Genomic DNA, 19,864 nt, shown 5'->3' with positions numbered 1-19,864 from the left:
AGGAACTAGGGTCATGTGGTACTTCTCCTGGATCCTCGGCATCGGCCTCGCCTGCGCCTTTTCGATCCTCAATGCGATGTGGTTCGAACTGCGCCAGGACGGACCGAACGGCGCGTCGAAAGACGCGCCGCCCTCAGGGGCGCAGGGCACCGGCCCGCGGGCCGTGCGATGAGCGACGAGGCCCTGGTGCGGCGCTATGCCGGCCGCGCCGTTCCCCGCTACACCTCCTACCCGACGGCCGCGGAATTCACCGCGGCCGTAGGGCCCCAGGACCACGCGCGCTGGCTCGGCCGGCTTGATCCGGCCGAACCCATCTCCCTCTACGTCCACGTCCCCTATTGCCGGGCGCTCTGCCATTATTGCGGGTGCCACGCCAAGATGGCGATCCGCGAGGACGTCTTCGCCGCCTACCGGCAGCGCATCGAGACCGAGATCGAACTCGTCTCGCGCCATCTGCCGGGCCGGCTCAAGGTCGCCCGTCTGCATTGGGGCGGCGGCACGCCGACCATCCTCGGCGGCGAGGCGCTCGCCTCGATCGTCGAGACGCTCGGCCGCCACTTCGCCTTCGAGGCGGATTTCGAGCACGCGATCGAACTTGATCCGCGCCGCCTCGACCGTCCGCTCGCCGAAAGCCTCGCGGCGCTCGGCATCAACCGGGCGAGCTTCGGCGTCCAGGATCTCGATCCGTTCGTCCAGAAGGCGATCGGCCGGGTCCAGCCGTTGCCGGTGGTGACGCGCGGCATCGATCACCTCCATGCCGTCGGCATCAACTGCATCAATCTCGATCTGATGTACGGGCTTCCCGGTCAGACCGAGGAGTCGATCGAGAAGACCTGCCAGACGGTGATCGATCTCGATCCCGACCGGGTCGCGGTCTACGGCTACGCCCACATGCCGGCCCGCCGGCGCAACCAGCGTCTGATCGACCCGGCCTCGCTGCCGGGCGCCGAGCAGCGCTTCGCCCAGGCGCAGATGGTGGCGGCGATCTTCGCAGCCGCCGGCTATGTCCAGATCGGCATCGACCATTATGCCCGGCCGGACGACAGCCTCGCCAAAGCGGTCTCCGTGGGACGCCTGCACCGCAACTTCCAGGGCTACACCGACGACGACCGCCCGACCCTGATCGGCTTCGGCTCATCGGCGATCTCGCGGCTCGCGGACGGTTATGTGCAAAACATCACCGGCAATACGGCCTACGCCCACAAGATCGATGCCGGCGAAATGCCGACCGCACGCGGCCATCGCTTCGTCGGCGACGACCTCGTCCGCGCCCGCATCATCGAGGCGCTGATGTGCGACTTCAAAGTGGATCTGCACGCGGTCGCGGCCGGGCGGGACTATGCCGACGAACTGGCGCTGCTGCGCCCGCTCGCGGCGGATGGCCTTGTCCAGGTCAACGGCGCGCGCGTCGAGGTGACCGAGATCGGCCGCCCCTTCGTGCGCCTCGTCGCCGCGGTGTTCGACCAGTTCCGCGCCATCGAACCCACGCGGTTCAGCCGCGCGGTGTGAGGCAATCTCGCATCTTTGCCGGCATAGCGTAGATGCAGAGAAACGGAAACTTGATAGAGTTGAGGGCGCGTGCTGCCCTCAACTCTTAATCGATGTGTCCCGATGAAGCGCCTCGTCGCAGCAATTTTCGCTCTCCTGTCATGCCCGGTTTCCGCCATGGCACAAGATAGCGAGACGATTGCAGTCTGCTCGGAATCGGGCGGCTATGCGTACTATTTTGAGGGAGGTGCGGTTCCGCCGGGACAGGGCGGCTGGCGGCCCGACACCATCAAAAGCGGATCAATAACGTTAGTTCGCCAAGCGAACGGCACTTTTGACGTCATAATAGGTGACGCCGCTGCGCCACGTAGCGCCAGTTCGATGGGTGGCAGAATCATTCCGCTTCCATCTGCTGGAGGCAAGATTGTTCTATTAGTTGTTTATGATGGCGTTACGGAGCAGTATATATTTGATATTGCCTCTTCCAAGCATGAGGTTATTTGGACTAGCGCTCGATATGGTGGCCTTATAGATAAGGCCGCAGTATTTCACGCCAGTTGCCGCTGAAGGGGTCCGATCGATCTTGGGCAGGTGATCTTCATCCGCTGTTGCGCAGGCCCGCGGCGACGCCGTTGATCGAAATGAGGATGCCGCGCTGGGCCTTGTCGTCCACGGCCCCGCTGCGCCAGCGGCGTAAGAGCTCGACCTGGAGATGGTTGAGCGGCGTGATGTAGGCCGAGCGATGGGTGATCGAGCGGGCGAGCGCCGGGCTGTCGGCGAGCCGCTTCGCCTCGCCGGTGATCGCCTCGAGCGCCTTCACCACGCGGTGCCACTCCGCCTCGATTTCCCCGAAGATGCGCTCGGCGAGCGCCCGGTCCGGCACCAAGTCGGCATAGCGGCGCGCGACGCCGAGGTCGGCCTTGGCGAGCACCATGTCCATGTTGGACAGCGTGGTGCGGAAGAACGGCCACTCCGCGCCCATGTGCTTCAGAAGCGGCAGCCGGTCGGCCGGGCCGTCGGCGAGGAACCCTTCGACCGCGCTGCCGAAGCCGAACCAGCCGGGCAGGGCGACGCGGCTCTGGCCCCACGAGAACGACCACGGGATGGCGCGCAGATCCTCGATCCGCCGGTTGGCGCGCCGCGAGGCGGGGCGCGAGCCGATGTTGAGCTCGGCGATCTCGGCGATCGGCGTCGCGGTGAAGAAATAATCGGTGAAGCCGTCGGTCTCGTAGACGAGCGTGCGGTAGGCCTTCATCGAGCGCGCCGAGAGGTCGGCCGCGGCCTCCAGGAATTCCGGCGGCGCGCGCTCCTCGCGGGTGAGCAGGGTCGCCTCGATGGCGGCGGCCATCAGCGTCTCGAGATTGCGCTTGCCGATCTCGGGGTTCGCATATTTCGCGTTGATCACCTCGCCCTGTTCGGTGAGGCGGATCTGGCCCTTCACCGTGCCCGGGGCTGGGCGATGATCGCCTGATAGGACGGTCCGCCGCCGCGGCCGACGGCGCCGCCGCGGCCGTGGAACAGGCGCAGCGTCAGGCCGGGCTTCGATTCGAACAGGCGGACGAGGGCGGTCGAGGAGCGGTAGAGCTCCCAGTTCGAGGTCAGATAGCCGCCGTCTTTGTTGCTGTCCGAATAGCCGAGCATGATGTCCTGCTCGCCGCTCGAATTGCGCACCATCGCCTCGATGCCGGGCAGATCGTAGAAGGCGCGCATGATCGGTTCGGCGGCGCGCAGATCCTCGATCGTCTCGAACAGCGGCACGACGATGAGGTCGACCTTCGCCTGGTTCGCCGACATGGGCGACAGGGTGCCGTGGAGGAGGCCCGCTTCCTTCTGGAGGACGAGTACCTCGAGGAGGTCGCTGACGCTCTCGGTGTGGCTGATGATGTAGTGGCGGATCGCCTCGCGGCCGAACTTGGCGCGCAGCCGCCGGGCCGTCTCGAAGATGAGGAGTTCGGTCTCGGTCGCCTCGGAATAGGACGCCGTGCGCACCTTGAGGCTGCGCGGGTCGGACAGGACGGAGAGGAGGAGCGATCGCTTCGCCTCCTCGTCGAGCGCCGAATAGTTCGCCTCGACCCGCGCCGCCGCGAGCAGTTCGGCGACGACCGCCTCGTGCTTGTCGGAGCTCTGGCGCAGGTCGGTGGTGGCGAGGTGGAAGCCGAACACCTCGACGGCCCGGATCAGCGGCGCGAGCAGCGGGCGAACCAGGGCGGCGCCGTGGTGGCGCTTCAGGGAGTCCTCGATCACGCGCAGGTCGGCGAGGAACTCGCCCGCGTTCTGATAGGCAGTGCCCGGGGCGACGGCGTGGCGGAGCGCATCGCCGCCGGTCAGCGCCTTCAGCGTGCCGGCGAGGCGGGCATAGATCCCGGTGAGGGCGCGGCGATAGGGCTCGTCGTCGCGGTGCGGGTTGTCGTCGCCGGAGCGCTCGGCGAGGCCCTGGAGTTCAGGCGAGCAGCCGACCAGCATGCGCGAGATCGAAAGTTCGGCACCGAGCTCGTGCACCTTCGTCAGATAATGGCGCAGCACCGTCTCGCCGTGACGGCGGATCGCCATGTCCAGGGTCGCCGCATTGACGTTCGGGTTGCCGTCGCGGTCGCCACCGATCCAGTTGCCCATGCGGAAGAACGGCGCCACCGGCTTGCCGAGGCGCTCGTCGAGCTCGGCATAGAGCCGCGGGATCTGGGTGAGGAAGGTGCTGCGATAATAGGAGAGGGCGTTTTCGATCTCGTCGGCCACGGTGAGCTTGACGACGCGCAGGAGCCTCGTCTGCCAGAGCTGGCTGATGCGGGTGCGCAAGAGCGCCTCGTTCTCGGCGCGGGCGCGCGGCGTCCGCATGGTCTCGCGTTCGGCGAGAAGGACGGCGATGGCGCGCTCGGCGTCGAGGATGCTCTTGCGCTGCACCTCGGTCGGGTGGGCGGTGAGCACCGGCGAGACCCAGCTTCGCGACAGCGCGCGGACCACGCGCTCGTCCTCGATGCCGGCCTCGGCGAGCAGGTCGAAGGAGTGGTCGAGGCTGCCCTCGATGTGCTCTTCGTTCGCCTCCAGGTGGGCGCGCTGCCGAAGGTTGTGGCAGTCCTCGGCGAGGTTCGCGAGGTGCGAGAAATAGGAGAAGGCGCGGATGACGGACACCGTCTCCGCCGGGCTGAGGCTCTTCAAAAGGCTATTGAGGTTGCGGCCCGCCTCCTCGTCGGCGCGCCGCTGGAAGGCGACCGAGAGCCGGCGGATCGCCTCGATGAGCTCGAAGGTCGTCTCGCCCTCCTGCTCGCGGACGGTATCGCCGAGCAATTGGCCGAGTAGCCGCACGTCGTCGAACAGCGGCTTGTCGCGGTCGGCCGTGGCGTCGATCTCGTGCGGTAGGCTTGCAAGAGTGGCTTCGGCGATGGCGGCCATGCTGGCTCCTGACGATAAAGGCGGTTCGTGACGGCGGGGGTGGCCGATCGGACGCGAAGGGCGGTGCGCGCGGGGAGGATCGTCGCGCTCCGCATCCTTGATAGACGCAAGCTCCGTGCCACCGCTCCCTCGCGGATGCAAGCGGGGCGACGGCGGAACCGGCAGGCGCTCAGAACTCGACGTCGAGCTCCTCGAGCTCCTCCGGCTCGGCCTGGGCGGCCTTGATCCACTCGCCGAGAACGGGCCAGTCGAGCACGGTCCGCACATAGCCCGTGCAGACCTCGTCGAGCGCGACGTCGTAGGTGGTGAAGCGGGTGCAGACCGGCGCGTACATGGCGTCCGCCATGGTCGGCGCGCCGAACAGGAAGGGGCCGCCGGAGCGGGCGAGGCACTCACGCCAGATCGCGGTGACGCGGTCGATGTCGGGCTTGGCGCCGGCCCAGATCTTGAAGCCGGGATAGCGCGCCCGCAGGTTCATCGGCAGGGCCGAGCGCAGGTTGGCGAAGCCCGAGTGCATTTCGCCGGAGACCGATCGGCAGAGCGCCCGTGGGATGCGATCGGCCGGCAGCAGACCGGCGGCCGGAAAGAGCTCGGCGAGATATTCCGCGATGGCGAGCGTATCCCACACCCGCGCGCCGTCATGTTCGAGGCAGGGCACCAGGAAGGAGGGCGAGAGCAGCAGGAGCTCGGCGCGCGCATCGGGATCGTCGAACGGGATCGGCATCTCCTCGAAGGCGATGCCGGCCATGCGGCAGAGCAACCAGCCGCGCAGCGACCAGGACGAATAATTCTTGCTCGAAATGGTCAGCGTCGCCGTCGCCATCGCCCGCCTCTCGTCGCCCGTCTGGGATCAGATAATCATCTCGCACTGCAAAAAGAAATATTCTAGCTTTCCTCCGTGTTCGATCCGTCCGGGGGCAGGCCGCGTGCTGTACCGTGCCTATCAGGCCCAGTCCGACCTCGGAGACCCGCTGCGCGCCTTCGCTGCGGGTGGTCTCGGTATGATCGCCCGCGCCGCCGCGGGCGGTTCGCTTTTTCCGTTCGCCACATCCTCGTTCGCCGCAGCCCCGTTCGTGATGCCGGGGCTCGATTGGTTCTCCCGGCTGTGGGGCGACAAGGCCGGTGGCGCGCCGTGGGGCGATTTGTTCGGAGCGCTCGGACAAGCGAACGGGTCGCCGTTCGGCTGGTTCGGCGGCGGTGCCGCGAAGATCGCGTTGCCTTGGGCCGCCGATCCGGCGCGGCTGATCGCCGAGGCGGCCGACGGTCCCGGCGCGCGCCGCGTCGCCGCCGGGCTCGAACTCATCGCCCGCGCGCGCCTGACCCACGCCCGGCCGGCTTACGGCATCGAGGCCGTGACGGTCGGCAACCGCGAGGTGGCGGTGCGCGAGGAGGCGGTGTTGACGACGCCGTTCGCGACGCTGCTCCATTTCGCCAAGGATGTGGAGGTCGCGCAGCCGCCGGTGCTGGTGGTTGCGCCGATGTCCGGGCACTTCGCGACGCTGCTGCGCAACACGGTGCGCACGCTCCTTGCTGACCACGACGTCTACATCACCGATTGGCACAATGCCCGCGACGTGCCGCTCGCCGCGGGGCCCTTCGGCTTCGACGATTATGTCGAGCACGTGATCCGCTTCCTGAAGCATCTCGGCCCCGAGGCCCACGTGCTGGCGGTCTGCCAGCCGTGCGTCCAGGTGCTCGCCGCGGTGGCGCTGATGGCTGCGGACGGCAGTCCCGACCAGCCCCGCTCGATGATTCTGATGGCGGGCCCTGTCGATACCCGCGTCAACCCGACCAAGGTCAACGAACTCGCCCTGTCGAAGCCGATGGCCTGGTTCGAGCAGAACCTCATCTCGACCGTGCCGCGCCGCTACGACGGCGGCGGGAGACGGGTCTATCCGGGCTTCGTGCAACTGCTCGCCTTCGTCTCGATGAACCTGAAGCGGCACCTCAACGCCCACATCGAACTCGCCGACCACATCGCCAACGGAGAGACGGAGAAGGCGGCGACCATCAAGGCCTTCTACGACGAATATTTCGCCGTGCTCGACCTCCCGGCCGAGTTCTATCTCGAGACGGTCAGGCGCGTGTTCCAGGACGCGGACCTCGCCCGTGGCGCGCTCGTCTATCGCGGCGTCAAGGTCGAGCCTCGTGCGATTCGGCGCACTGCGCTCCTCACCGTCGAGGGTGAGCGCGACGATATCTGTGCACTCGGCCAGACATCGGCGGCCCACGAGCTCTGTTCGGGCTTGAAACCGTTCCTGAAGCGCCACCATATGCAGCCGGGCGTCGGCCATTATGGGGTGTTCAGCGGCCGCAAGTGGGAAGGGCAGATCTACCCGATCGTGCGCAACCTCGTCCTCTCGACCGGCTGATCGAGAAGAGGGGCCGTTCGGACCCGCTGCCACCGCACCGCCATCCTGGCCGTGTATGAGGAGAACCCGGCGCGGATCACCGCCGCCTCACGCACGCCGCCCGCCGAACGCCGCTTCCACTGTCGCTCCGCCCGGGCCCCTCTGCGCGTCCCTCGGCGGTTTCCCATGCCCAACGCCGCCTCGCCCGCCCGTGCGGACGCCGAGCGCGGCCGCCGTTCGACCGAGGACTCACACCATGGCCCGTTCCACCAAGAAGCAAAGCACCGACGGCTTCGTTCTGTTCGACGTGTTCTACGAGGACGGCGGCCGCGCCTCGAATCGCAAGGTCCCGGCGATCGAGGTCGGCGGCCTCGACGGCGATAGTCCGGCGCGCCCCTTCCTCGAGGCGCAGGACCGCAAGATTGCCGAGATGTCCGGCAATCCGCCGCGTCCGATCCAGAAGGTCGTCCGCTCGGGCAAAGGCTGACGCGCGATCCGGCCGACGACCCCCGGTCAGGTCGGCGCGCGGGCGATCCGCGCGCTCGCCGAGACGACGAGGAGGAGAACGCCGAGAAGGCCGAAGGCGGCCGCGAGTCCGGTCGCGTTGGCGACGAACCCGATCATCGCCGGGCCGACCAGGATGCCGGCATAGCCCAGGGTGGTGACGGCGGCGGTCGCGTGGCTCGTCGCCATCGCCGTCTGCCGGCCGGTGACGTTGTAGATCACCGGCACGATGTTGGATGAGCCGAGCCCGACCAGCACGAAGCCCGCGAGCGTCGCGATCCCGAACGGCACCAGCATCGCGACAAGGAAGCCGGCGGCGGCCATGAGCCCGCCGAGCGCCAGCACCCGTACCCCGCCGAGTGCCGCGACGATCCGATCGCCGGTGAGGCGGCCGAGGGTCATCGCGGCGGCGAACGCGGCATAGCCGAGCCCCGCATGAGCCGGATCGAAGCCGCGCTGGGTCGTGAGGAAGAGCGCGCTCCAATCGAGAATCGCCCCTTCCGCCAGGAAAGCGATGCAGGCGAGGCCGCCGAGAACGATGACGATGCCGTGGGGCACGGCGAAGGCCGGCGCCTTGCCGCCGTCCTGCGCCGCCGAAGGAATCAGGAAGCGGGCGCTCGCCGCGAATAGGGATGCGAGCGCGACCATGATGCCGGAGACCGCGGCGAGAGGCGCCACGCCGAGGGCGAGGAGAGCGCTCATCCCCGCCGCGCCGACGATGCCGCCGACGCTGAAGAGCCCATGAAAGCCCGACATCAGCGCCCGCCCGGAGGCGCGCTCGACCATCATCGCATTGACGTTTGCCGCCACGTCGATCGCTCCCGACCCAGCGCCGAACAGGAGCAGGACGATGGCGAATACGGGTACGCTCGACACGAAGGCGAGCAGCGGCAGCGTCACGAACAGCAGAATCGCGGCGGTGGTCACGACCGCCCGGCAGCCGAACCGCGCGATCATCGCACCCGACAGGGGCATGGTGATCACGGCGCCGGCGCCGAGGCAGAGCAGCAGAAGGCCGAGGGTCGCGTCGTCGGCGCCGAGCCGCGCCTTGGCGAAGGGTACCAGCGGTGCCCAGCTCGACAGCGTCACGCCGATCACGAAGAACGCAACGCGGGTCGCGAATCGCTCGGCCGCACCGCCCCGGGTGCGGGTCGCAACGGTCGCTTCCATGATGATCGGCCTCCGCCCTCGCCGGCGGGTCGTGAGCCGGTCAAAGCGCCCCTCGGGCGCCCCGCTCTCCTACTCGCCCGGCGCTGCCCCTTCAAGCCGCCCGGCCATCGCAGCTCGGTGAGGTGCCTCAGACGACGTGGAGCGGGAGGAGGCCGCGGACGACGACATAGATCCCGACGGTGATGACGATTGCCGAGAACATCGCCGTGAGCAGGCCGCGGCGTCCCGCGAGCGCAGTGCCGAGATGGGTTCCGGCGAGGCTGCCGGCCAAGCCGCCCACGATGACGAGGGCGGCGAGGGGCCAATCGACATAGCCCGAGGCGGCGTAGGAAGCGGCCCCCGCAACGCCGAACGCCGCGACCGAGACGAGAGAGGTGCCGATCGCGTTGCGCAACGGCATCCGCGTCGCGGCGATGAGGCCCGGCACGATGAGGAAGCCGCCGCCGATGCCGAAGAAGCCGGCGAGCACGCCGACGGCGAAGCCGATCCCGATCAACCGCGGCAGGAGGTAGGCCGCACTCGACGAATCGAGCCGCACGTCGGCCCGGTCGCCGCCGCGGCGCGGCCGCAGCATCAGGAGGCCGACCCCGATCATCACCGCGCCGAACAGAGCGAGCAGGCGCTCGCCGTCCATTGCCTTGCCGAACGCCGATCCAACGAGGGCACCGACGACGCCCGTGGCGGCGAAGACCAGGGCGCAGCGCCATTTGATCGTGTGCTGGCGGGCGTGGGCGGCGAGCCCGCCGCCGGCATTGAGCGCCACCGCGACGGCGGCGGTGCCGATTGCGACGTGCGGCGAGGCGACGCCGACCCCGTAGACGAGGAGCGGCACCGCCAGGATCGAGCCTCCGCCGCCGATGAGGCCGAGCACGAGGCCGATGAGCCCGCCGCTTCCGATGGCGAGCCCAGCAGGAAGGAGAGCGGGCGTCATGGCGATCACCGTGCCGACGAGGCCGGCGTCGCGGCGATCGGCGACGGACGGTTCCACGGCATCAGGGCGAGCAGCTTCGCCATGCCGCACCAGCCCGAGACGCCGGCGAACAGAAGGCCGGCGCCGATCAGGCCCGACAGCAGGAAGAAGTCCGGGGCGACGAGATAACCGAGCACGACGCCGATCAGGACGAGCGACCCCGCGGTGATCTGGACCTGACGCATGATTTCGATCGGGCGGCGGGTGTCGCGAACGGTCGCGAGCCCGGCGGCCTTCCAGCCATCGAGGCCGCCGGTCATCACGTAGGCCGACCGCGTACCCGCCCACTCCGCGAGTGCGACGGCGTTGACGTTGGTGCGGTTGCCGCTGCGGCAATGAAACACCAGGGCGCGGTCGTCGGTCGGGGCCGCCGTGGCGGCGAGGCGGGAAACGGCGACGTTGCGCGCCCCGGCGATGTGCTCGCGGGCATATTCGTCCGCCTCGCGGATGTCGACGACGAGGGCACCGGCGGCGGCGAGACGGGCGGCGGCGGCGGGATCGATCGGTTGAAGACTCATGATGCAGGTCCTTCGAACGGGGTCAGAGCGCGGGGCAGAAGATGTCTTTGAGCGTCGCGAGCAGGCGCGCCGCCCGGGGATCGTCGAGGCGGTAGAACAGCGTCTGGCTCTCGCGGCGGAAGGCGACGAGGCCGTCTTCGCGCAGCTTTGCGAGATGCTGGGACAGGGCCGACTGGGACAGGTCGACCGCCTCGGCGAGCGCCGAAACCTTCATCTCCCCGCGCGTCGCGAGGTGGCAGAGGATCAGCAGGCGCCGCTCGTTCGCGAGCAGGGAGAGGAAGCGCGCGGCCTCCTCCGCCTTCGCTTCGAGGGCGGCGAGCGTCGCGGCTTCCGGGGTGGTCACGGGCATTGGATGGCTCATTAATTAGGTTTGACTAAATTAGTGAATGCTAATATTTCTGTCAACACGAAAGGGCGCACCCCAGGAGCCGGCCATGGCCTCTCACACGAAACCCGACATCCGTGCCTTCTTCGACGAGGCGACCTTCACGGTGAGCTATCTCGTCAGCGATCCGACAACGCGCATCGCCGCCGTGGTCGATCCCGTGCTCGATTTCGATCCCGCCTCGGGCGAGGTGGACACCGCCTCGGTAGAGGCGATCCTTGGTGCCGCCGAGGCGGCGGGGCTGACCATCGCCTGGGTGCTCGAAACCCACGCCCACGCGGACCACCTGTCCGGCGCCCCGCTCATCAAGGCGCGCACCGGCGCGAAGATCGCCATCGGCGAGCACATCGTCGAGGTTCAGCGAATCTTCCGGCCCGTCTTCAACGCCACGGACCTCGCGGCCGACGGGCGCGATTTCGACCAGCTCTTTGCCGACGGCGAGCGCTTCATGATCGGTGGGATCGAGGTGGAGGTTCTCTACGTGCCGGGCCATACGCCGGCCGATGTCGCCTACCGGATGGGTGATGCGGTGTTCGTCGGCGACACGCTGTTCATGCCCGATTACGGGACGGCCCGTGCAGATTTCCCCGGAGGTGACGCCCGCACGCTTTACCGCTCGATCCAGCGCCTGCTCGCGCTGCCGCCCGAGACGCGGCTCTTCATGTGCCACGACTACAAGGCGCCGGGACGCGACGATTATGCCTGGGAGACGACCGTCGAGGCCGAGCGGCGGAGCAACGTCCACGTCGGCGGCAGGGTCGACGAGGACGCCTTCGTGGCGATGCGCACGGCGCGCGATGCGACCTTGTCCGCGCCGCGTCTGCTGCTGCCGTCCATCCAGGTCAACATCCGTGCCGGGCGCTTCCCCGAAGCCGAAGCGAACGGGGTCCATTATTTGCAGATTCCGGTGAAGGCGAAGCCCGGCCGCAGCGTGCCGAGCCTCGCCTGACGGATCTTACTTCACCTTCTTGTAGAGCCCGCAGGACACCGCGTTCCAGCTCGGAAGGGCGTCGGTCCAGCAGATCTCGATCTTCTTCTTGCCGAGAATGCGGCCCTGCACGGTGCCGCTGTCGCTCGACATGAGGAAGGTGTTGTTGTCGAAGCGGACGACGCCGACTTCGACTTCCGACTTGCCGTTCGGGCCGGTCGCGGTGCCGTAGAAGGCGCGGCCGTCCTGCTTGTCGATCGTGTAGACGAAGGCCTGATCCGGCGTGCCGAAAGCCGGTTTCGGCAGGGTGCCGAAATATTTGTTGCCGCTGCCGACGCGGCTCGCGGCGAAGGCCTGGTCGGCGAGCTTCCACGTGCCCGTGAGGTCGGGCACCCCCCCGGCGTGCGCCGCGGCGGTCGAGAGCAGTCCGGCGGCGAGCGCCACGACAACGCGGATCGATTTCATGAGAGAACCCCAAAATGTGGGTGCGGGTGGCCACCACGGAGGCCGCGCGCCCAGAGAGACGGCGTAAGGCCGCGGCGGCCAGCCCAGCCGTCCGGCGGGTCTCCCGGCTCGCCGTCGGTCAGCCGTCGAGAGACCCGCGAACCCTAGCGGTGAAGGTGTCGAGCGCAAAGGGTTTGGTGAGGAGAACCATGCCGGGACCGAGGAAGTCCGGGCGATCGGCCGCCTCGTCGGCATAGCCGGTCATGAGGATGATCGGCAGGCTCGGCCGCATCGCGCGCGCCTCCGCCGCCAGCGCCCGGCCGTTCGTACCGCCCGGCAATCCGAAATCCGTCACCAGAAGGGCGATACCAGCATCAGCGCGCAGCGCCGTGCGCGCGCCGGCGGCGTCCTCGCAGGCGATCACCCGGTAGCCCTGCTCGCGCAAGGTCTCCTGAGCGAGGGCGCGGATGTCGGGATCGTCCTCGACGAGAAGGATCGTTTCGCCGGCGCCCGAGGTGACCGGCGCCGCCTCGTCGCGCGAAACCTCGCGAGGCGTGGGGTCCGCGGCGGCGATCGGCAGCGTCAGGCGAACGAGGGTGCCCGCACCGGGCTCCGAGGCGATCTCGGCATTGCCGCCGATCTGCTTCATGAAGCCGTAGATCATCGAAAGGCCGAGGCCGGTGCCTTGGCCGAGCGCCTTCGTGGTGAAGAAGGGCTCGAAGGCCTTCTCGCGTACGTCGGTGTCCATGCCCCGGCCCGTGTCGGCCACCGTGAGGAAGACGAAGCCCGGCCCCTCTGCGGTTCCGCCGGGCGGCTCGCGCTCGGTCCGGATGGTCAGGCGCCCGCCCGCCGGCATGGCGTCGCGGGCATTGATCGCGAGATTGAGGATCGCATTCTCGATCTGATTCACATCGGTCGCAGCGCAGGGCAGGTCCGGCTCCAGGCCGATCTCGATCTCGATCGCCTCGCCCATGGTTCGGCGCAGCAGATCCGCCATCGAGAGGACGATGCCGTTGAGGTCGACCGACGTCACCGTCAGCGGCTGCCGGCGGCCGAAGGCGAGAAGACGGGCGGTGAGTGAGGCCGCGCGGTTCGCCGCCGTGCTGGCCACCTCGACATAGCGCAGGATTTCGCCGGTACGGCCGGCCTCGAGTCGGCGGCGTACGAGATCGAGCGCGCCGATGATGCCGGTGAGGATATTGTTGAAGTCGTGCGCGACGCCGCCCGTGAGCTGGCCGATCGCCTCCATCTTGCGGGATTGGAACAGCGCTTCCCGCGCGAGATCGAGGTCTTCCTGGGTGCGGCGCCGCTCGGTCACGTCCCGGGTGATCTTGGCGAACCCGATCAGCGTGCCGTCCTCATCGTAGATCGAATCGATCACGACGTTCGCCCAGAACCGTGAGCCGTCCTTGCGCACGTGCCACGTTTCGTGCTCGTCGCGGCCCCGCTCGCGGGCGGCCTTGAGCGCCCGCGCCGGCTCGCCCGCGGCGGCGTCCTCCGGCGTATAGAACCGCGCGAAAGATTGGCCGAGAATTTCGTCGGTGGTGTAGCCCTTGATGCGCTCGGCACCGGTGTTCCAGCTCGTGACGATGCCGTTCGGGTCGAGCATGTAGAGGGCATAATCGGTGACGCCCTGGACGAGCAGGCGGAACAATTGCTCCGTTCGCCGCACTGCCGCCTCGGCCCGTTCTCGCTCGGCGATCTCCTGCTGGAGCCGCTGGTTGGCCGCGGCGAGCGCCTGGGTCCGCTCGGCCACGCGGCGCTCCAGCACCTCGTTGAGCGCCATCAGCGCCACGTTGGCGCCGGTGTGCGGGCTATGGTCGCGGTCTTCCGTCAAAGGGGCTCTCTTTGCCGCAGTTCCGTCGGCGCCGCGGTCTGGTGCCGGTGTTGGGTCCGACGATGAAACGTGCGGTCGTTCGATTCGATCCGCGCGCACATGCGGCCGCTGCGGACGGCGGCCTATAACTGGAACGCGTCGCCGGAAAAGCTCCAGATCCGTTGGCTCGGCTTGATGTCGCAGGACGCGATGGGCTCATCGTCGCGGCACACGCCCGGCGGGGCACTCCACGTCACGGAGAGGATCGCGGTCTGTTTCGGCCGCTTGAAGGTGCGCACCGCCCCATCGGGACCGTCGGCGTCAAGCATCGGGTCGCGCTTCCAGCCGCTCATGCCGACCACCAACGCCCGCGCGGCGTTGTCGATATCGAAAAGCTTGTTGGAACGTCCCTGACCGGTGATGTGGCAGGCTTGGCCCGGGAGGCTGGTCGCCGGATCGGTGAAATCGGCGTTGGCACCCGTCAGGCGCAAGCCCAGCGCATCGCCCATCCGGGACGCGATCAGCGAGCAATCGGACGGCGAAATCGGGACGGGCGGTTTGACCTTGGTCTTCGCGGCGGCCGCGAAAGTCTCGCTTCCCGCAAAAATCAGCGGCGCCATCGCGACGAAGGCGAGCCAAGCACGGGAGCGGCGCGAAAGCGGTGGCATGATGTGGCCCTACGAGACGGGGCGCCGGGACGTCCGTGCGCCCGCTGCGTGCGAGATTAACCGCAAACCCTCTTCAATTGCTTGACGCGGCACACAATGAGAGGCGAGCGAGGCGTCAATGGGCGACGGGCGCGGGCTTCCGGCGCCGCCCGAGATAGGCGATGCCGCGGGCCGACTGGAACAGCGCGATCGAGAGGAAGAACAGCGTTCCGCGCAAGACACCGATGCCGCGCCGGCGCTTCGCCAGGAAGCGTTGCCATTGCGCGGCGTCGGCATAGACGATGTCGGCGAGAAGGCGCACCTGCGTTGCCTCGCGGGTGCTCACTTGGCACCCGAGGTGGAGCCCTTCGGCATCGCGAGAGACGCCGCGTACCGTGAGCGATAGGCCGTCGTTCGGGATCGTCGCGCGCGTCTTGTGGCGCACGACTACAACGTCTCCCTGCTTCGGATCGCGTGTCGGCTTGTCGAGCGGGCGCACGCGGATGCCGCCCATCGAGCCGTCCTCGATGAGGGCTGGCATACGCACGCCGTCGATCTCGATCTCGGCCGGAATGCTGAGATCGACGCGCGGCGCCTGGCGCAGGTTGCGCTTCTCGGAGACGACGCCGAGCGCGGCGCCGGCGAGGAGCAGGTTGAAGACGTTCCAGCCGCCCACCACGACCGTGATGTCGGCGAGATAGGGCTGCGTCCAAAGCCGGTAGAAAGTCATCCCGACGCCGGCGATGAGCAGGGCGAAGATGATGAAATAGGGCCCGCCGAGCTCGGAGATGCGGCTCACGTCGAGCGTCTCGCCCTTGTTTGTGACCTTGAAGGTCGGTTTTCGGGGGTTGGCGACGACCGCGACGAGCGCGCGCAAGAGATAGACGGCTTGGATATATTCGTAGAGTTCGGAGATCCACGGCCAGCGATAGCGACCGTAGAGATAATTCTGCATCATCAGGTTCACGAGCATATAGCTCGACGTATAGGCCATGAATTCGCCGCCAGACGAGTTGAAGATCTGCAATCCGAAGAAGAGATATAGCAACGGCGAGAACATGAACGTCAGGCGGCCGGCTGGGAACAGCCAGAACATGGCGTTGGTGATGTAGCAGAGGCGCTGCGAGAACTTCAGGCCGCGGCGCCGCACCGGATTCTTGAGGAGCAGGATCTGCATCATGCCCTGCGCCCAGCGGGAGCGCTGGCCGATGAAGCTCGCGAACGTCTCCGGCTGGAGGCCGGCGATCAGCGGCTTGTCGACATAGACGCTGTGCCAGCCGAGCGAGTGCAGTTCTAGCGCGGTCTCGCAATCCTCGGTGATCGAGACACCGGAGAAACCGTTGGTCTGCCGCAGCGCCTCGCGTCGCAGCAGGGCCGCCGAGCCGCAGAAGAACGCTGCGTTCCAGCGATCGAGCCCGCGCTGCACCATGCCGTAGAACTGCTCGTTCTCGGACGGCATCTTCTCGAACGTCGCCAGATTGTGCTCGAGCGGGTCCGGGTTGATGAAGAAGTGCGGGGTCTGGACGAGAAAGAGCTTCGGGTCTTCGAGGAAGAAGCCGACCGTCTCGTTGAGGAAGTCCCTGGCCGGGCAATGGTCGGCGTCGAACACGGCGACGAGGTCGCCCGAGGTGTGCGACAGGCCGTGGTTGAGATTGCCGGCCTTGGCGTGTTCGTTGCGCGGGCGGGTGATGTAATGGGCGCCGAGGTCGGCGCAGAGCTGCTTCAGCGATGCGCGCCGGCGTTGCGCCTCGCGGGCGGTCATCGGATCGTCCGAATTGCACTTCTGGTCGGTGCCGCCGTCGTCGAGCAGATAGACCTTGAAGCGATCCGCCGGATAATCGATGGCGCGGGCCGCGGCGACGGTGGTGGCGAGCAGATCCTCGCTCTCGTTGTACGTCGGGATGAAGATATCGACCGTCGGGGCCAGTTCGGGCTTGGCCCGCGGTGGGGAGGGGCGGGAGAGCGGATCGGCCACGGTGAAGAGGCTGAGGCCGAGGGCGAGCACGTTGTACATCTCGAAGACGTACAGGATGACGCCCGGGATGAAGTTTTCGAGCTGGTTGATCGGCGGAATGGTGCTCGTGGTGCGCCAATAGGCGTAGCGGAGCACGATCGCGGTGCCGAGGGCGAGGAAAACCTGGCGGAAGACGCCCTGCGGCCCGAAGAACTTGATGAGGCCGAGCACGATCACGACGATCACGCCGACGATCAGATGGGCCTGGAGGTTGATCGGCTCGGTGATGAGGAAGACCACCAACGCCATGGCGGCAATCCAGAGCGGCGTCGTCAACAATCGCAGCATCGTTCGCTCCGCCTCGGTCCCAGGGCCCACCGCTCGACTCGGTCACCACGGATCGCGCTCTTGTCGCACGCCGTGGGTTTCCGAAGCTTTTCCGTGGACCACGGGGCGGCGCACCGCCCGGCGGACGGGTGACGGTCCGGTCACAGCGCGTCACGACGGCGATCCGAGCGGATGTCGTTGGTGGCGTGGGGGAAAGACGGTGTCAATGGCGCTTGTTGGGCGCGTCTCGACAGCCCGGAGTGGGGCGATCGTCAGCGCCTTGCCGCGATGCCTCCGGGTGATCCGGTAGGGAGTCCGCGCGGGCCAATCCCGGCAGCGGCGACAATGCCCGCGCTCGCACGAGGCGAAGCGACGGTCGCGCGCAGATCTCGGGTCGCGCGCAGGTCAATGTTGCGCTGCAGCGCAGCGAAACGGGTCTCGATAACATGCAAGGTCCCGCGCGGGCGAGGCGTTGCCGTTATGGGGCTCGCAGCGGCATCCCGGGTGGCACGCGGACCGGTCTTCAACCGATCCGCAACGGCCCGACGGCTCAGTAGCCGTAGCCGGAATGGCGGAACTTGCCGCGATCGATCTCGCGCTGGCGGCGCTCCAGGTCGATCAGATCACGGGCGCTGTTCAGATAGTCGCGCTCCGGATCGTAGTCCCGCATGCGCTTCCAAGCGGCGGCGAGCTTATTCGCAACAGGCTTCAACATGGTCTGCTCCTCTGAAATCTTTGTTCATGGAGCCCACTCGACGTTTCCGTCGATAGAGATAGACCGGGTCGGAGCCGGCGGGTAGGTCGCAGTCGGAATTGCTGCTATGCAGCGAGCGAAGGGCTGGTTAAAGGCTAATAGCTGCTGCGTTGCAGCATAAGCGTGCGGATCAGCGCGTCATGTCCTCGGCGGCGCCCTGTACCGCGCTGCCGTTTTTGCTCATGTCCTGCCCGACCCCGCGGACCGTGTTCCCGCATGCGGCGAGAGCGAGCGCGCTCACGGCGAGCGAGGCGAAGACGACGAGGGTGCGCAGCGAAGTCATGTGCGAAGCTCCAGCGTGAGAAGGGACGTGCGGCATAAATGCCGCGTGGGGCCAGGAGTTCCCCCGGGGGCTGGAATCGGCTTCCCTGAGGCCAACGCGAGGCCCGTCCGGTGCTCGTGAGTGTCGCCCGCCGCGTGTGCCTTGCCCCGGAGCTCTCTTGATGACCACGGACCTCGCGCCCAGCATTGTTCAGAACGAGGCGGTGACGCTCGTCCGCGCCCTCCGTGATCGCACCCTCTCGGCGGTGGAGGTGATGAACGCCTTCCTCGATCAGATCGAGCGGCTCAATCCCCTCGTCAACGCGATCGTGGCGCTCAGACCCCGCGACGAACTTCTGCGCGAGGCGGCGGCCTGCGACCGCGCCTCGGCGGCCGGGGAGCCGATCGGCCTGCTGCACGGCCTTCCCTGGGCGGTGAAGGACCTCGAGGACACGAAAGGTATCGTCACGACCTACGGGTCGCCGCTCTTCCGCGATCACGTGCCGGACGAGGATGGCCTGATGCCGAGCCGCCTGCGCTGCGCGGGCGCGATCTTCATCGGCAAGACTAACGTGCCGGAATTCGGTTTCGGCTCGCAGACCTACAATCCCGTCTACGGCGCGACCGGCAACGCCTGGGACCCCTCGAAGACGGCGGGCGGCTCGAGCGGCGGCGCGGGCGCGGCCCTCGCGCTCAATCTCGTGCCCGCCGCCGACGGCAGCGACATGATGGGGTCGTTGCGCAATCCGGCGGCGTTCAACGGGGTGTTCGGCTTCCGTCCTTCCGCCGGACGCGTGCCTTATGGGCCGCGCGACGACGTGTTCCTGGAGCAATTGGCCTGCGAGGGCCCGATGGGGCGCAGCGTCGCCGATGTCGCGCTCCAGCTCTCTGTGCAGGCCGGGCCGGACGCCAGCAATCCGCTGTCGATCGCCGAGGATGCGGCCGGGTTCGCCGCGCCCCTGGCCCGGGATTTCGCCGGGACGCGGATCGGCTGGGTCGGCGATTTCGGCGGCTATCTCGCCATGGAGCCGGGCGTGCTGACGGCCTGCGAAAAATCCTTCGCGGGCTTCGAGGCGGCGGGATGCGTGGTCGAGCCCGTCGCGGAGGTCGGCTATCCGCTCGAGCGGTTGTGGGAGGCGTGGCTCATCCTGCGCCAAGTCTGGTCGGGCGGGGGGTTGCTCGCCTTCTACGAGGACCCAGCCCAACGGGCTCTCCTGAAGCCGGAGATCCAATGGGAGATCGAGGGCGCGTCACGTCACAGCGGTCTCGACGTCCGCCGCGCCGGAGTGATCCGTTCGGATTGGTACCGCGCGCTGCTCAAGCTTTTCGAGCGCTACGATTTCCTGCTGGCGCCCGTCGCCCAGGTCTTCCCGTTCGACAAGACGCAGCCCTGGCCGCGCGCGGTCGGTGGCCGGACGATGGACACCTATCACCGCTGGATGGAGGCGACGAGCATCTGGACTCTCGCCGGGCTTCCCGCGCTCGCGGTGCCGGCGGGATTTTCGAGCGGCGGCCTGCCGACCGGCGTGCAGATCATCGGGCCGAACCGCGCGGACCTCGCGGTCCTGCAAGTCGGCCACGCCTACGATCTTGCGACGCGCGCCACACGCCCGACGCCCCCGCTGCTGCGCGCCTGAGCGGCGCGCCAAGGCGCGGACTGCATCGGGCCGCGGCGCCGCTGACGCCGGCTTGGCCGTGAAAGATCAGTAGCCGAACGGGCGGCTCTGGAACCGGCCGCGATCGATTTCGCGCTGGCGGCTCTCGAGATCGATGCGATCTCCGGCTGCGTTCAAATAATCCAGTTCGGGGCTGTAAGCATTGAACCGCTTCCAGGCCGCGGCAAGACGATGGGTGACAGGCTTGAACATGATTTTCGCTCCTCGGACGTGATGTCCCACTGGAGCCCTCACTGCGTTTCCGAGGAGAAAGATAGGCGTCTCCGGGCGAGCGAGCTATGCCG

At 67.9% G+C, this 19,864-nt stretch carries 19 protein-coding genes and 1 pseudogene; 7 read left to right on the top strand and 13 right to left on the bottom strand.

All coding sequences use genetic code 11. The features are described 5' to 3' along the window. The first annotated feature begins 13 nt into the window (after positions 1-13). From cydX to F0357_RS04745, 3 genes are all read left to right on the top strand, one after another. Complete coding sequence (gene cydX / locus F0357_RS04755; protein ID WP_153479321.1) at positions 14-172, top strand: cytochrome bd-I oxidase subunit CydX; 159 nt, start codon at positions 14-16, stop codon at positions 170-172. Further along, a complete protein-coding gene (hemN, locus tag F0357_RS04750; RefSeq protein WP_153479320.1) occupies positions 169-1,509 on the top strand; it encodes an oxygen-independent coproporphyrinogen III oxidase in 1,341 nt (446 codons plus the stop codon). The genes cydX and hemN overlap by 4 nt, the downstream gene beginning before the upstream one ends. A gap of 102 nt (positions 1,510-1,611) precedes the next feature. Continuing rightward, positions 1,612-2,055, top strand: coding sequence for a hypothetical protein (locus tag F0357_RS04745; protein ID WP_153479319.1), 444 nt, complete (start codon positions 1,612-1,614; stop codon positions 2,053-2,055). Between the two features lie 31 nt (positions 2,056-2,086). Here F0357_RS04745 and ppc read toward each other — a convergent pair. Both ppc and F0357_RS04735 read right to left on the bottom strand, forming a co-directional pair. Further along, positions 2,087-4,875 (bottom strand): annotated as a pseudogene (ppc, locus tag F0357_RS04740) (phosphoenolpyruvate carboxylase). Positions 4,876-5,044: 169 nt separating this feature from the next. Continuing rightward, complete coding sequence (locus tag F0357_RS04735; RefSeq protein WP_153479318.1) at positions 5,045-5,698, bottom strand: glutathione S-transferase family protein; 654 nt, start codon at positions 5,696-5,698, stop codon at positions 5,045-5,047. Between the two features lie 103 nt (positions 5,699-5,801). On the opposite strand from F0357_RS04735, the gene F0357_RS04730 reads away from it, so the two are divergent. Continuing rightward, positions 5,802-7,247, top strand: a complete 1,446-nt coding sequence (locus F0357_RS04730; RefSeq protein ID WP_312861448.1) for a polyhydroxyalkanoate depolymerase — start codon at positions 5,802-5,804, stop codon at positions 7,245-7,247. A 235-nt stretch (positions 7,248-7,482) separates the two neighbouring features. Continuing rightward, positions 7,483-7,713, top strand: a complete 231-nt coding sequence (locus F0357_RS04725) for a hypothetical protein (RefSeq protein ID WP_153479317.1) — start codon at positions 7,483-7,485, stop codon at positions 7,711-7,713. A 26-nt stretch (positions 7,714-7,739) separates the two neighbouring features. On the opposite strand, the gene F0357_RS04720 is transcribed toward F0357_RS04725, so the two are convergent. The 4 genes from F0357_RS04720 to F0357_RS04705 form a co-directional block, all read right to left on the bottom strand. Beyond that, positions 7,740-8,900, bottom strand: coding sequence for an MFS transporter (locus tag F0357_RS04720; RefSeq protein ID WP_153479316.1), 1,161 nt, complete (start codon positions 8,898-8,900; stop codon positions 7,740-7,742). Between the two features lie 127 nt (positions 8,901-9,027). Continuing rightward, positions 9,028-9,831 (bottom strand): sulfite exporter TauE/SafE family protein, encoded by an 804-nt coding sequence (locus tag F0357_RS04715; RefSeq protein ID WP_153486169.1) that lies wholly within the window; start codon positions 9,829-9,831, stop codon positions 9,028-9,030. Positions 9,832-9,836: 5 nt separating this feature from the next. After that, a complete protein-coding gene (locus F0357_RS04710) occupies positions 9,837-10,388 on the bottom strand; it encodes a rhodanese family protein (protein ID WP_153479315.1) in 552 nt (183 codons plus the stop codon). A gap of 22 nt (positions 10,389-10,410) precedes the next feature. Then, on the bottom strand, positions 10,411-10,737 hold the full coding sequence (locus tag F0357_RS04705) for an ArsR/SmtB family transcription factor (protein ID WP_153479314.1): 327 nt from the start codon (positions 10,735-10,737) through the stop codon (positions 10,411-10,413). Positions 10,738-10,822: 85 nt separating this feature from the next. On the opposite strand from F0357_RS04705, the gene F0357_RS04700 reads away from it, so the two are divergent. Further along, positions 10,823-11,722 (top strand): MBL fold metallo-hydrolase, encoded by a 900-nt coding sequence (locus tag F0357_RS04700; protein ID WP_153479313.1) that lies wholly within the window; start codon positions 10,823-10,825, stop codon positions 11,720-11,722. A 6-nt stretch (positions 11,723-11,728) separates the two neighbouring features. Here the strand turns inward: F0357_RS04700 and F0357_RS04695 are convergent, their stop codons facing one another. The 6 genes from F0357_RS04695 to F0357_RS04670 all read right to left on the bottom strand — a co-directional run bounded on the left by F0357_RS04695 (position 11,729) and on the right by F0357_RS04670 (position 17,926). Then, a complete protein-coding gene (locus F0357_RS04695) occupies positions 11,729-12,166 on the bottom strand; it encodes a hypothetical protein (RefSeq protein ID WP_153479312.1) in 438 nt (145 codons plus the stop codon). 118 nt (positions 12,167-12,284) lie between these two features. Further along, a complete protein-coding gene (locus tag F0357_RS04690; protein WP_208948220.1) occupies positions 12,285-13,982 on the bottom strand; it encodes a PAS domain-containing hybrid sensor histidine kinase/response regulator family protein in 1,698 nt (565 codons plus the stop codon). Between the two features lie 122 nt (positions 13,983-14,104). Beyond that, positions 14,105-14,629, bottom strand: a complete 525-nt coding sequence (locus F0357_RS04685; RefSeq protein ID WP_153479311.1) for a hypothetical protein — start codon at positions 14,627-14,629, stop codon at positions 14,105-14,107. 115 nt (positions 14,630-14,744) lie between these two features. Then, the gene (bcsA, locus tag F0357_RS04680) at positions 14,745-16,910 is read right to left on the bottom strand and encodes a UDP-forming cellulose synthase catalytic subunit (protein ID WP_153479310.1); all 2,166 of its coding nucleotides are present in this window, start codon (positions 16,908-16,910) and stop codon (positions 14,745-14,747) included. Positions 16,911-17,439: 529 nt separating this feature from the next. Further along, a complete protein-coding gene (locus tag F0357_RS04675) occupies positions 17,440-17,604 on the bottom strand; it encodes a DUF3563 domain-containing protein (RefSeq protein ID WP_153479309.1) in 165 nt (54 codons plus the stop codon). 169 nt (positions 17,605-17,773) lie between these two features. Next, positions 17,774-17,926: an entericidin A/B family lipoprotein gene (locus tag F0357_RS04670; protein WP_153479308.1), complete on the bottom strand. Its 153-nt coding sequence runs from the start codon at positions 17,924-17,926 to the stop codon at positions 17,774-17,776. A gap of 160 nt (positions 17,927-18,086) precedes the next feature. On the opposite strand from F0357_RS04670, the gene F0357_RS04665 reads away from it, so the two are divergent. Then, complete coding sequence (locus F0357_RS04665) at positions 18,087-19,541, top strand: amidase (protein WP_153479307.1); 1,455 nt, start codon at positions 18,087-18,089, stop codon at positions 19,539-19,541. 66 nt (positions 19,542-19,607) lie between these two features. Here F0357_RS04665 and F0357_RS04660 read toward each other — a convergent pair whose 3' ends face one another. Beyond that, positions 19,608-19,772: a DUF3563 domain-containing protein gene (locus tag F0357_RS04660; protein WP_153479306.1), complete on the bottom strand. Its 165-nt coding sequence runs from the start codon at positions 19,770-19,772 to the stop codon at positions 19,608-19,610. Between the last annotated feature and the right edge of the window lie 92 nt (positions 19,773-19,864).

This window comes from Segnochrobactrum spirostomi (assembly GCF_009600605.1).
In the GTDB taxonomy this organism is placed as follows: Bacteria; Pseudomonadota; Alphaproteobacteria; order Rhizobiales; family Segnochrobactraceae; genus Segnochrobactrum; species Segnochrobactrum spirostomi.
The sequence above is the reverse complement of the archived record's forward strand: the minus strand, read 5'-3'. Positions and strand labels throughout refer to the sequence as shown.